General features: G+C 32.7%; 14 protein-coding genes. 2 read left to right on the top strand and 12 right to left on the bottom strand.

The features are described 5' to 3' along the window. The 3 genes from rpmF to pdxA form a co-directional block, all read right to left on the bottom strand. The coding region (rpmF, locus tag ACKVOV_RS12935) for a 50S ribosomal protein L32 (protein ID WP_409207178.1) at nt 1–99 on the bottom strand (99 nt) is incomplete at its 3' end. A gap of 9 nt (nt 100–108) precedes the next feature. Continuing rightward, nucleotides 109–672, bottom strand: a complete 564-nt coding sequence (locus ACKVOV_RS12930; RefSeq protein WP_409207177.1) for a YceD family protein — start codon at nt 670–672, stop codon at nt 109–111. 84 nt (nt 673–756) lie between these two features. Beyond that, on the bottom strand, nt 757–1806 hold the full coding sequence (pdxA, locus tag ACKVOV_RS12925; RefSeq protein WP_409207176.1) for a 4-hydroxythreonine-4-phosphate dehydrogenase PdxA: 1050 nt from the start codon (nt 1804–1806) through the stop codon (nt 757–759). Between the two features lie 57 nt (nt 1807–1863). Here pdxA and ACKVOV_RS12920 point away from each other — a divergent pair, with 57 nt between their 5' ends. After that, entirely contained in the window at nt 1864–2460 is a 597-nt protein-coding gene (locus ACKVOV_RS12920) for a riboflavin synthase (RefSeq protein ID WP_409207175.1), read from the top strand. Between the two features lie 82 nt (nt 2461–2542). On the opposite strand, the gene ACKVOV_RS12915 is transcribed toward ACKVOV_RS12920, so the two are convergent. The 6 genes from ACKVOV_RS12915 to ACKVOV_RS12890 are packed head-to-tail and all read right to left on the bottom strand — an operon-like array spanning nt 2543 to nt 6515. Next, nucleotides 2543–3439: a DUF3078 domain-containing protein gene (locus ACKVOV_RS12915; RefSeq protein WP_409207174.1), complete on the bottom strand. Its 897-nt coding sequence runs from the start codon at nt 3437–3439 to the stop codon at nt 2543–2545. Nucleotides 3440–3493: 54 nt separating this feature from the next. Beyond that, nucleotides 3494–4000 carry a DUF2480 family protein gene (locus tag ACKVOV_RS12910; protein WP_409207173.1) on the bottom strand — a complete coding sequence of 169 codons (507 nt, stop codon included), beginning with the start codon at nt 3998–4000 and terminating at the stop codon, nt 3494–3496. A 1-nt stretch (nt 4001) separates the two neighbouring features. Further along, nucleotides 4002–4325 (bottom strand): SUF system Fe-S cluster assembly protein, encoded by a 324-nt coding sequence (locus ACKVOV_RS12905; protein ID WP_348075019.1) that lies wholly within the window; start codon nt 4323–4325, stop codon nt 4002–4004. A 6-nt stretch (nt 4326–4331) separates the two neighbouring features. After that, entirely contained in the window at nt 4332–4751 is a 420-nt protein-coding gene (locus ACKVOV_RS12900; protein WP_409207172.1) for a SufE family protein, read from the bottom strand. Next, nucleotides 4751–5281 (bottom strand): hypothetical protein, encoded by a 531-nt coding sequence (locus tag ACKVOV_RS12895; RefSeq protein WP_409207171.1) that lies wholly within the window; start codon nt 5279–5281, stop codon nt 4751–4753. Before ACKVOV_RS12895 ends, ACKVOV_RS12900 begins: the two co-directional genes overlap by 1 nt. Nucleotides 5282–5300: 19 nt before the next feature. Next, nucleotides 5301–6515, bottom strand: coding sequence for an aminotransferase class V-fold PLP-dependent enzyme (locus ACKVOV_RS12890; RefSeq protein ID WP_409207170.1), 1215 nt, complete (start codon nt 6513–6515; stop codon nt 5301–5303). Nucleotides 6516–6713: 198 nt separating this feature from the next. Between ACKVOV_RS12890 and ACKVOV_RS12885 the strand changes: the two genes are divergently transcribed. After that, entirely contained in the window at nt 6714–8057 is a 1344-nt protein-coding gene (locus ACKVOV_RS12885) for a serine hydrolase domain-containing protein (protein ID WP_409207169.1), read from the top strand. A gap of 405 nt (nt 8058–8462) precedes the next feature. Here ACKVOV_RS12885 and sufD read toward each other — a convergent pair whose 3' ends face one another. The 3 genes from sufD to sufB are packed head-to-tail and all read right to left on the bottom strand — an operon-like array spanning nt 8463 to nt 12015. Beyond that, nucleotides 8463–9779: a Fe-S cluster assembly protein SufD gene (sufD, locus tag ACKVOV_RS12880; RefSeq protein ID WP_409207168.1), complete on the bottom strand. Its 1317-nt coding sequence runs from the start codon at nt 9777–9779 to the stop codon at nt 8463–8465. Nucleotide 9780: 1 nt separating this feature from the next. Next, nucleotides 9781–10530: a Fe-S cluster assembly ATPase SufC gene (sufC, locus tag ACKVOV_RS12875; RefSeq protein ID WP_409207167.1), complete on the bottom strand. Its 750-nt coding sequence runs from the start codon at nt 10528–10530 to the stop codon at nt 9781–9783. Nucleotides 10531–10566: 36 nt separating this feature from the next. After that, nucleotides 10567–12015: a Fe-S cluster assembly protein SufB gene (sufB, locus tag ACKVOV_RS12870; RefSeq protein WP_409207166.1), complete on the bottom strand. Its 1449-nt coding sequence runs from the start codon at nt 12013–12015 to the stop codon at nt 10567–10569. Between the last annotated feature and the right edge of the window lie 115 nt (nt 12016–12130).

The raw sequence follows: 12130 nt of genomic DNA, 5'->3' as shown, positions 1-12130 counted from the left end.
AGTTATAGGGCAAGTTGCGATTTGAGCAACAGTTGCTTTATAGTGAGTTCTTCTTTTGTCTCTTCTTGTTTTGGAGATCTTTCTCTTAGGATGTGCCATTTTGCAAAATTATTTATCCGTTAATAGTTTTTTTAATTTGTCCCAACGTGGGTCTGTATTCTCTTCTTTTATTTCAAGATGTTCTTCAACATTATCTTGATTTTCTTGTTCATTAATGCTTAATTCATTCAGTTTTAATAATACATCAGATTCTAAAGTACCATTTTTTATACCCGGATGAATTTTTTTAAGCGGTATAGATAAGACAATCATTTCGTAAATGTATTGTGCGACATCTATTTGATGTTCTCCAATGGGTAAAATAAGTAAATCCTCATTTTCGTCATTGAATGTTTCACCAAATCTAACGATTAGTTTAAGATCTCCAGTTATTGGCAAATCAAAATCTTCGCTAGTTAAATCACACGGAACATTTATGGTTCCTGAATGTTTGAAATTTAATTCAAGCATTGTGTTTTTCTTTTCTAATACTATGTTTACTTTGATACTGGCGCTTTCAAATTCGTCATACTCAAAGTGCTCAAAGAACGCTTTACTAATTTGATATTCAAACTGATGTTTACCTAGCTTTAATCCTATAAATGGGATCAAAAATTCATTTGTAACTTTCATCTTAACAACAATTTGTTCCTTTATTAGGGAGTGCAAAGATATAAATTTTTTATAAACTTAAAAGCGTTATCAACATTTTTTTGTTTATAACTGCTTTTCTTTTGTTTTAAGTGGTCTTATTGTCATTTCGTGGTATTCATTTCTAGATTTAAAAATGTCAATTGCTGCATATATGGCTTCTAAAAACGAATTATTATCCGCTATACCTTTTCCTGCAATTTCAAAAGCAGTTCCGTGATCTGGGGATGTCCTCACTTTGTTTAAACCAGCTGTATAGTTGACTCCTTTGCCAAAAGATAAGGTTTTAAAAGGAATTAATCCCTGATCATGGTAAGTTGCAATTACAGCATCATATTTTTCGTATTGGTTGCTTCCAAAGAATCCGTCGGCAGAAAACGGACCAAAAACTAAAGTTCCTTCATCAAAAATCTTTTTCAATGTTGGTTTAATTATTTTATCTTCTTCATCTCCAATAACGCCATTATCACCAGAATGTGGATTGAGTCCTAAAACTGCAATTTTTGGTTTTCTGATGCCAAAATCTTGAATTAATGATTTGTTTATTGTCTTTATTTTTTTTCTAATTAGTTCTTCGGTCAAATGTTTTGCTACATCACTTAACGGAACATGATCTGTAAGTAATCCAACTCGTAAATTATCTTGAATCATAAACATTAACGCATCTCCTTCTAATTCTTGGTCTAAATAATCGGTGTGACCTGGAAATTTAAAATCTTCGGCTTGAATATTCGATTTACTTATTGGCGCGGTAACTAAAACATCTATATCACCATCTTTTAGCGCTTTTGTGGCTGCAACAAAAGATTTTATAGCATATTTCCCTACTTCATTGTCTAGCTGACCGTAATTTATATTTACGCCTTCTTTCCACACATTTAATACATTTATTTTACCAATAACCATTTGGTCCAATCTATCTATTCCGTGCAAAGGCGCTTCTAATCGAAGTTCTTTTTTAAGAAAGGAAAGGATTTTTACATTAGCAAAAATTATGGGTGTACATAATTCTAACATTCTCGAATCTTCGAACGATTTTAGGATTACTTCGCTACCTATTCCGTTTAAATCTCCTATAGAAATGCCTACAATTATATTTTCTGCTCTTTTTGTCATCAGTTCAACGTATTTATTGCTAATTTTGAATGCAAATTTACTAAAATAAAACCAGCAATGTTCACAGGAATCATAGAAACTCTCGGCACGATTAAAGCATTAGAAAAAGACGGCGAAAATATTCATATAAAAGTAGCCTCTAGTATTACAAACGAACTTAAAATAGACCAGAGCGTAGCGCATAATGGTATTTGTTTGACCGTTGTAAATATCGATGCTGCTATTTATACTGTAACCGCCATCAAAGAAACTATCGATAAAACTAATTTATCCGATTGGAATGTAAATGATGTGGTGAATCTAGAACGTGCAATGAAACTTGGCGACAGGCTTGACGGACATATTGTGCAAGGTCATGTAGATCAAACTGCGATTTGTAAAAATATTGAAGAAGCTAATGGAAGTTGGTATTTTACTTTCGAATACGACAAAAATTTACATAATATTACTATCGAAAAAGGTTCGATTACGGTAAATGGCGTGAGCTTAACGGTTGTAAACTCTAAAGAAAATGAATTTAGCGTGGCTATTATTCCTTATACTTATGAGCATACAAATTTTCATAATTTTAAAATTGGAACGAAAATAAATTTAGAATTTGATGTTATCGGGAAGTATGTGGCAAGATTGCACGGTTTACATCTTGATAAATAGTGTTTTATTCAATGAAAATATTTATAAAAAGAAAATCCCAACTATTAGCTGGGATTTTCTTTTTTATAAGTACTATTTTAATCTAAAAACCATAATTTACTCCTAAACCAAACACTTCTCTAATTTGAAAAGCGCCTCTAGCATTGTCATCATATAACGCCTGAAAAGCTACATTTGTAGAAATATATTTATTTATTTTCATCACCAAATTCATTTGGTAATCGATATCCACATTTTGTGGTTTGTCTAAATAATTAGAATATAAATTTAAAATGTTTTCCATAGAAATGTTTTCCATCAAGTTTAATTTGTAATAGCCGTTTAAAGCGGCACCAAACTCAAATCGACTAGATTTCCCTTGCTCTACACCAAAAGCCGAACCTAATTGTGTAAAATGATCGTGAACGAATATTAGTTTTGAGGTTGCCGGTGCAATGTTTACTTTTAGATTATCACTTTTTTTCCATAACATACCTGGTCCTGATTGGAAATAAGCTGGTGAGAAAAAATGAGATATTTTTGTTCCTGTTGTTGGATCAAAACCAGAATCCATTTGGGTTTTAAAGTTTAAATACCATGAATAATACCAGTTTCCTTGACCAGCTTTTCGTCCAAAAAGTGACGTAAATTCTAGTCTATCATCTGATTTTGTCATGTCTTGCCCTTTAAGTTTTGTTAAACCATAAGAACCAATGATTTTATTGTCCCAAACTATTTTTCCAGCTTTGTAGTTAAAATCATAGTTAAGACCTAAATTTCCAGCCATATTTGCTGTCCCACCACCTAACCAATCATTATTAAACGCCGATTGATTAAACAAAAACACGATATTTCCGCGACGTTTCCAGCCCACATTTGTAGTGTCTTCTAATTTAAGGGCAGCTGTTACATTTTTATCAAGTAATTCTTTTTCGTTTACTTGTGCGTTAGTATTCATTCCTAAAAGAAAAATTGCTAATACTAAAATTATTTTTTTCATCTTAAATTTCTTTAAATTTTGTGCAAATTTATAAAAAATAAGGAAAAAGTTAATTTATTTTCTTTTAAACAAAGGAACTGCCGAACAAGCCTCACCATACATAATGCTTTTTGCAAATGGTTGGAGTTTTTGTACGGCGAGAATATAAGCACTTTCGGGAACAGGTTTTTTAGAACAACCTTTTATAATTACGGGTTTGTCTTGGTATTTAGAATAATCGATAGTAGATAGTATTTCTTGGTATAAACTAGCCTCTAAATCTTGTAAATTACCACTTACCACTTTTTTAGCAAATGGAAAAACATAAACTGTAACCAAAATACTAGCCCATGCAGGAATAATAGCATCTGTTGAACAATGTATGGCTACATAATGATTCTGATATTGTGACCAATCATAATTTTTTAGTGCTTCACGAAAGTCCTTTTCTTTTAATAAAAAACCTTCATAAAGCCATTGAGAAATATCTATTTGCGTTCGAATTTCTTTTGCATAATAGTCCTCTAAATCGAAAACTTCGAGTACAGAATTAGCAACCTTATTTATTATTTCGTCTTGCATTTTATAGCATTCCTAATTCTAATTTTGCTTCTTCACTCATCAAATCTTTTGTCCATGGTGGATCGAATGTGATTTCGACTTCACAAGATTTTACAGTATCTATTTTTTTTATTTTGTCTTCTACTTCTCTTGGCAAAGTTTCAGCCACTGGGCAGTTTGGAGAAGTAAGCGTCATTAAGATTTTTACATCTAATGTTTCATTTACAAAAACATCATAGATTAGACCTAGTTCGTAAATATCTACAGGAATTTCCGGGTCGTAAATAGTTTTTAAAACTTTTACTGCCGCTTCTCCTAAATTGATTGTATCGTTAAATTCTTCCATAATTTTTTAATTTTTAGCTTGAAAAGCCAATGCGTACATTTTTATTTGTTTTATCATCGAAACCAATCCGTTGGCTCGAGTTGGTGACAAATGTTCTTTTAATCCAATTTCGTCAATAAAACTCATATTGGATTCAAGGATTTCTGAGGCGGTTTGGTTAGAAAAAGTTCTAATTAATATGGCAATTATTCCTTTGGTTAGAATGGCATCACTATCAGCTGTAAAAACGATTTTGTCATCATGTTGCTCGCCTTGCAACCATACTTTCGATTGGCAACCTTTGATGATATTATCATCGGTTTTGAATTCTTCTTTTATTAAGGGAAGGTTTTTTCCTAAATCGATAATGTATTCGTAACGTTGCATCCAGTCATCGAACATCGAAAACTCGTCTACAATTTCTTCTTGAATTTCTTTTATTGTCATTATTTTTTCTCTGAATAGGAAACTAATTTTGAAACTAATTTTGCGATGGCGGATGGTGGATTTCCAGCATCAAAACCAGCTCCAGTATATTTTGTTCCGTTTGATGTAATGGTCAAATTTGCATGCGCTGCTCCGTCGTACATTCTTTTTTCTGATGGTGCCTTTAGATTTGGTAATTCGTTTAGTTTTACTGCTTTAATTAAATTGGATATTTCCGAAACATTTTCTTTAGTAAGCATAACAACGGTACCTTTTTCTGGATTATTTCTATCAGAAACAACTGTTATTTGGTTATTTTCGAAGATAATTTTGCTAAAAAACCCTCTAGATGTTGCTTCATATTCAACTTTTGTTCCTGTTTGAACTTTGTTTTCTATCATTTCGGGCTTTATTTGCGTTACCTCTTCGCTATGGCTCGAGTCTTTAATTTTTATAACTTCAGTTACCGGAGCATTTTCAGTTATTTCTTTTTTTGCTTGACATGATTTTGTCAGGAATAAACTTAAAAATATTAATGCAATTGTTTTCATAATTGTAGTTATTATTGGGTTAAGATAACATTGTTTGGGCTTTTTTTACAGCTTCTACAAATATATCGATTTCTTCTTTTGTATTATAAAACGCAAAACTGGCTCTTATAGTTCCTGGAATTTTAAAATAATTCATAATGGGTTGCGCACAATGGTGACCTGTACGAACTGCTATTCCTAGCTTGTCAATAATCGTACCAATGTCATAAGGATGAATTCCCTCAATATTAAAAGAAATTACCGATGTTTTTTCTTTGGCTTGACCGTAAATTTTTAGACCTTCTATTTCTAATAATCGTTCAGTTCCGTAGGCTAATAATTCTTTTTCTTGTTGTTGTATGTTTTCGAAACCTATCGAATTCATATAATCGACAGCGGTTCCTAGTACAATTCCGCCTGCAATATTGGGTGTTCCTGCTTCGAATTTATGTGGCAAATCGGCATAAGTGGTTTTCTCGAAAGTCACTTCTTTTATCATTTCACCACCACCTAAATAGGGTGGAAGTTTGTTAAGCCAAGCTTCTTTTCCGTACAAAATCCCAGTTCCTGTTGGACCACACATTTTGTGTCCAGAAAAAACGTAAAAATCACAATCGAGTTCTTGTACATTTGGTTTGAGATGTGGAACAGCTTGCGCTCCATCAATTAGGATCGCTGCGCCTACTTCATGTGCTTTGTCAATCATATATTTTATAGGATTAACAGTTCCCAATGCGTTCGAAATATGATTTACAGTAACTATTTTGGTTTTATTAGAAAGCAATCGGTCGTATTCGGACAGGATTAATTCTCCGTTTTCGTTCATAGGAATCACAACCAGTTTTGCGCCTGTTTTTTCGCATAACATTTGCCAAGGCACAATATTACTATGATGTTCGAGCGCCGAAACCATAATCTCATCATTTGGTTTTAAAATAGATTCAAATCCGTTGGCAACAAGATTTATTCCAAATGTTGTCCCTGATGTAAAAAGCACTTCGTGAGCGAATTTTGCATTAATATGGTTTTGGATTTTAATACGTGATTCTTCATAAGCATCGGTTGCCAATTGGCTTAGCGTATGTACACCACGGTGAATATTGGCATTTATTTCTTGGTAATACGTCGCAATAGCATCAATTACTATTTGTGGTTTTTGAGAAGTGGCACCGTTATCGAAATAAACCAATGGTTTTCCGTTTACTTTTTGCGTAAGAATTGGAAAATCGGTTCTTATTTTATTTATATCTAACATAGTTATTTAGAAAAATTCTAAATACAAAAGTAATACAATTGCTTTATATTTTAATGAAACATTCGTTAATTATTGTGCTCCTAATTTTTTGAACCACAAAAGTCGCAAAAGATTTAAAAAACCCTTTTTTTCTTTGTGGTTAACTTTTTAACAATCGAAACTTTATTTCATTAAATTGCATCAAAATTTTATTTAAAAATGAAAAAATTCTTCAAAATTCTTGGTTTAGCGATACTGTTATTTTTAGCTTATTTTGGTTTTACAACTTACCCAAAACTGGATTTGATTTCTGGCTTTTCTGCCAAAAGTATCGCTTCAGGACACTTTATCGATAATCGCTCGATTGAAATGATCGAGAAAGGTGACAACGATATTAACATGATTGATTTGGCAACAAACAAAATCGACGAAACTTCTAAATCAGCTTCAGCTTCAGTTTATGGTTTGAAAGAACGAAAAGCGATATATAGAGAAGGATTAGGAGCGACTTTGATAAATGATGATTTTGATGAATCTAAACTTTATGAAGTGCCAAAAAGAACAAAACTAAACAACAATTTAGTTTTTCCTTATGGAAATAAGGAAGTTGAAAAAGTGGTTTTTGAGAATATTGATTACACAAAATTAGACAAAGCTGTAGCAAATGCTTTCGATAAAAAAGGAGAAAAAAAGAAGAGAACTCGAGCTTTATTAGTCATTTATAAAGACAAAATTATTGCCGAAAAATACGATACGGGTTTTACAAAAGATTCTAAAATTCTGGGTTGGTCTATGACAAAAAGTATCACAGCAACTTATTTCGGAATTCTTCAAAAACAAGGTAAATTTGATATTAACAAACCAGCTCCAATTGCGGAATGGCAAAATGATGAACGCAAAAATATTACCACGAACGATTTGTTACACATGAATTCTGGGTTGGAATGGGAAGAAGATTACGAGAAAATATCTGATGCAACAAAAATGCTTTTTCAGGCAGAAGACATGTCGAAATCTCAAGTTGTAAAACCTGCAAAGTTTAAACCCAACACACATTGGAATTACTCGTCTGGAACGACTAATTTATTGTCTGGAATTTTAAGAAACCAGTTTAAAACACACCAAGAATATTTAGATTTTTGGTACTCCGCATTAATTGATAAAATAGGAATGAACTCGATGGTTGTAGAAACCGATATGGCAGGAAATTATGTTGGTTCTTCATACGGCTGGGCAACCGCTCGTGATTGGTCGAAATTTGGTTTACTTTATTTGCACAAGGGAAACTGGAATGGTGAACAAATTTTTGATGAAAGCTGGGCAAAATATGTAGCCACACCAACCAATGATTCTAACGGTGTTTATGGCGGACAATTTTGGCTAAATGCTGGCGGAAAATATCCAGATGCACCTAAAGATTTATATTCTGCCAATGGTTTTCAAGGACAAAATGTATTTATTATTCCGTCGTTAGATATTGTTATTGTGAGAATGGGACTAAAAGAAGATGGACAGTTTGATTTTAATGGAATGTTGAAAGGAATTTTAGGAAGTGTAAAATAGTAATTCCATTGATAAAAAATAAAAAACCGCCTAAGAGCGGTTTTTTTATTTTAAAATCAAGTGATTATATAAGTTTTTATCAAAATATCACAACATATACCTATTTTTAGTCAATACCTTTGAAAGATATTTGTTGTAATTAAATCGTTTAATTCAAAGTAATCTTTAAAAAACAAAATATGAATCTTAAAAGACTTTTTGGTGCCTTGTTGACTATTCTAGGAATAGGGGCGCTTATTTATGCCGCTGTAGTCTTTACTAACACTTCAGGTAGCGAACGAGATGTTAAATCGCTGATTATATATGGAATCTTAGGAACTGTATTCTTCATTTCCGGCATTAGCTTGATTAAAACTACAAAAGACGAATCATAAATAACTTATTGATTCGACTACTTTGAAAACGTTACAAATCAAATCCCATTTTCACGCCTAATTTGTCGGCAATGATTCGGGCTATTTTACTTCTTAGCTCAGGTATTTTGATACTTCCTGTAACTTCGCTCGTAAAAGCATACATCAACAAAGCTTTGGCTTCTTTTTTAGGAATTCCACGTTGTTGCATATAAAACATTGCATTTTCGTCTAATTGTCCTATCGTGCAACCATGAGAACACTTTACGTCATCAGCAAAAATCTCTAATTGTGGTTTTGCATTAATAGTGGCTTTGTCGCTTAGTAGAATATTATTATTTTTCTGAAAAGCATCGGTTTTTTGAGCTTCTTTTTCTACAAAAATCTTCCCATTGAAAACTCCTGTCGATGATCCGTCAAGAATGGTTTTGTAATTCTGGTGACTTTCGCAGTTTGGCGTAGCATGTTGTACTAATGTATAATGATCTACGTGTTGCTTATCTCCAATAATAGTAACACCTTTTAGTGTAGAATCGATTCTTTCGCCTTGATGGTAAAAATTCAGGTTGTTTCTTGTAATGTTTCCACCAAAAGAAAAAGTATGAACCGAAACATGGCTTTCTTGTTTTTGTGAGATGTAAGTATTGTCAATCAGATTGGCAGTTTGCACATCATTTTGTACTTTGTAATAATCGACAATGGCACGTTTTTTCGCAAAAATCTCGGTAACGGAATTCGTTAAAACAGGATTTTCGTTTAAACTTTGATGTCTTTCTATGATTTGAACGTGTGCATTTTCGCCAACGATTACTAAGTTACGAGGTTGCACCATTAGTGCTGCTTCTGCACCTGTCGAAAAATAAATAATTTCGATAGGTTTTTCAACCACTTTGCTCTTCGGAATATTTATATAAGCTCCTTCGCTTGCAAAAGCCGTATTTAAAGAAGTTAAACTTTCTTCTTTACTCGCTACTTTGTTAAAATACTCGTCGATGTACATTTTATATTTCGGCTTGTTTAAAGCCGATGACATTAAACAAACATCTAAACCATCATGTGTGGTTGAAGATAAAAAAGAACTGAATATTCCGTCGATAAAAACCACTTTGAAAGTGTCTATTTCGTGAAGAAAATATTTTTTTACTTCTTTAAATTCAATAGAATTTTCTTTTTTAGGAAATACGCTAAAATCATTTTTTAAGATGGTGTTTAACGAGGTGTATTTCCAAGATTCTTCTTTTTTAGTTGGGAATCCTTTACTTTCAAAATTCTTTATAGCTTGACTACGTACATCGTGAAGCTCTTGATGAAAATCTATTTTTTCTTCAAAAGCCATAAATGACGATAATAATTTTTCTTTCAATTCCATATTAGTTAACTTCTTGTTTTAACCAATCGTATCCTTTTTCTTCTAATTCTAATGCCAATTCTTTCCCGCCCGATTTTACGATTTTTCCATCATGAAGAACGTGTACAAAATCTGGAACTATATAGTCTAACAAACGCTGGTAATGCGTAATTACGATTACCGCGTTGTCTTTGCTTTTTAGTTTGTTTACTCCGTTTGCTACAATACGCAAAGCATCAATGTCTAGTCCAGAATCTGTTTCGTCAAGGATTGCTAATTTTGGTTCAAGCATCGCCATTTGAAAAATTTCGTTACGTTTCTTTTCTCCTCCAGAAAATCCTTCATTAAGAGAACGAGACAAGAATTTACGATCAATTTCTAATAATTCTGATTTTTCACGAATTAGTTTCAGCATCTCATTTGCCGGCATATCTTCTTGACCTCTTGCTTTGCGAGATTCGTTGATCGCTGTTTTCATGAAATTTGTTACCGAAACTCCTGGGATTTCTACAGGATATTGAAACGATAAAAATACTCCTTTGTGCGCTCTTTCTTCTGGAGCTAACTCAGAAATATCTTCGCCTTCTAATAATATTTCACCATCAGTTACAGTATAATTTTCATTTCCTGCAATAATAGAAGAAAGTGTACTTTTTCCAGCACCATTTGGTCCCATAATTGCGTGAACTTCACCTGCTTTTACCTCAAGGTTTATTCCTTTTAATATTTCTTTGTCTTCAATCGAAGCGTGTAAATTTTTTATTGATAACATTTGTTGAATGTGTTTTTTATTCTGATTTATGATTGATTATCCCACCGAACCTTCTAATGAAATTTCCAATAATTTTTGTGCTTCAACAGCAAATTCCATTGGGAGTTTGTTTAAAACATCTTTACTAAAACCGTTTACAATTAGTGCAATGGCTTTTTCGGTTGGAATTCCTCTTTGATTGCAATAAAATACTTGGTCTTCTCCAATTTTACTTGTCGTTGCTTCGTGTTCTATTTTGGCCGATGTGTTTTTACTTTCGATGTACGGAAATGTGTGCGCACCGCAATTATTCCCCATAAGTAACGAGTCACATTGTGAAAAATTACGAGCATTATCAGCACCAGCACCAATTCTTACCAAACCACGGTAACTATTTTGTGATTTTCCTGCCGAAATTCCTTTAGAAATAATGGTCGATTTGGTGTTTTTACCAATGTGAATCATTTTCGTTCCAGTATCTGCTTGTTGGAAATTATTAGTCACAGCGATTGAGTAAAATTCTCCAATCGAATTATCTCCTTTCAAGATACATGATGGATATTTCCAAGTCACTGCCGATCCTGTTTCAACTTGTGTCCAAGAAATTTTTGCGTTTTTCTCACACAATCCTCTTTTAGTCACAAAATTATACACACCACCTTTTCCTTCTTTGTTTCCTGGATACCAGTTTTGTACGGTCGAATATTTTATCTCGGCATCATCAAGAGCTATTAGCTCAACAACTGCAGCATGCAACTGATTTTCATCACGACTTGGTGCTGTACAACCTTCTAGGTACGAAACATAACTGCCTTCGTCAGCAATAAGAAGTGTTCTTTCAAATTGTCCAGTTCCTGCTTGATTGATTCGGAAATATGTTGATAATTCCATTGGGCAACGAACACCTTTTGGGATATAACAGAAACTTCCGTCAGAGAAAACAGCCGAATTTAAAGCTGCATAAAAATTGTCTTTTTGCGGTACAACTGTTCCTAAGTATTTTTGAACTAATTCTGGAAATTCACGAATTGCTTCGGATATTGGACAGAAAATAATTCCTTTTTCAGACAATGTTTTTTTGAAAGTTGTAGCTACCGAAACTGAATCGACTACAATATCCATAGCGACATTGTTCATCATTTTTTGTTCATCGATAGAAATTCCTAACTTTTTATACATTTCCAAAAGATCTGGATCTACATCATCTAGTGTTTTATTTGGATCCACAGCTTTTGGTGCCGAATAATAGGAAATAGCTTGAAAATCTGGTTTTTCATAATGAACATTTGCCCATTCTGGTTCTACCATTTCTTGCCAAGCACGAAAAGCTTCAATACGCCAATCGGTCATCCATTTTGGTTCTTCTTTTTTCAAAGAAATTGCACGAACTATGTTTTCGTTTAAACCAATAGGAAACGTTTCCGATTCGATATCAGTATAAAATCCGTACTCATATTCTTTTGTTTCGAGTTCGATTTTTAAATCGTCTTCTGTGTATTTTGACATATTTAATTTAAAGATTTAAAGATTTAATAATTCAAAGATTTTGAAAATTAACCCTTTATATTATTATTTAGAAATTTTATAAAATTTGAAATATTTTGTGAAATTTCAATACTTA

It is taken from the genome of Flavobacterium sp. (assembly GCF_046153165.1).
Lineage (GTDB): Bacteria > Bacteroidota > Bacteroidia > Flavobacteriales > Flavobacteriaceae > Flavobacterium.
The sequence above is the reverse complement of the archived record's forward strand: the minus strand, read 5'-3'. Positions and strand labels throughout refer to the sequence as shown.

Coding starts and splice junctions, on each gene's coding strand:
- ACKVOV_RS12930 (WP_409207177.1), bottom strand. CDS start 672: ATGAAAGTTACAAATGAATTTTTGATCCCATTTATAGGATTAAAGCTA.
- pdxA (WP_409207176.1), bottom strand. CDS start 1,806: ATGACAAAAAGAGCAGAAAATATAATTGTAGGCATTTCTATAGGAGAT.
- ACKVOV_RS12920 (WP_409207175.1), top strand. CDS start 1,864: ATGTTCACAGGAATCATAGAAACTCTCGGCACGATTAAAGCATTAGAA.
- ACKVOV_RS12915 (WP_409207174.1), bottom strand. CDS start 3,439: ATGAAAAAAATAATTTTAGTATTAGCAATTTTTCTTTTAGGAATGAAT.
- ACKVOV_RS12910 (WP_409207173.1), bottom strand. CDS start 4,000: ATGCAAGACGAAATAATAAATAAGGTTGCTAATTCTGTACTCGAAGTT.
- ACKVOV_RS12905 (WP_348075019.1), bottom strand. CDS start 4,325: ATGGAAGAATTTAACGATACAATCAATTTAGGAGAAGCGGCAGTAAAA.
- ACKVOV_RS12900 (WP_409207172.1), bottom strand. CDS start 4,751: ATGACAATAAAAGAAATTCAAGAAGAAATTGTAGACGAGTTTTCGATG.
- ACKVOV_RS12895 (WP_409207171.1), bottom strand. CDS start 5,281: ATGAAAACAATTGCATTAATATTTTTAAGTTTATTCCTGACAAAATCA.
- ACKVOV_RS12890 (WP_409207170.1), bottom strand. CDS start 6,515: ATGTTAGATATAAATAAAATAAGAACCGATTTTCCAATTCTTACGCAA.
- ACKVOV_RS12885 (WP_409207169.1), top strand. CDS start 6,714: ATGAAAAAATTCTTCAAAATTCTTGGTTTAGCGATACTGTTATTTTTA.
- sufD (WP_409207168.1), bottom strand. CDS start 9,779: ATGGAATTGAAAGAAAAATTATTATCGTCATTTATGGCTTTTGAAGAA.
- sufC (WP_409207167.1), bottom strand. CDS start 10,530: ATGTTATCAATAAAAAATTTACACGCTTCGATTGAAGACAAAGAAATA.
- sufB (WP_409207166.1), bottom strand. CDS start 12,015: ATGTCAAAATACACAGAAGACGATTTAAAAATCGAACTCGAAACAAAA.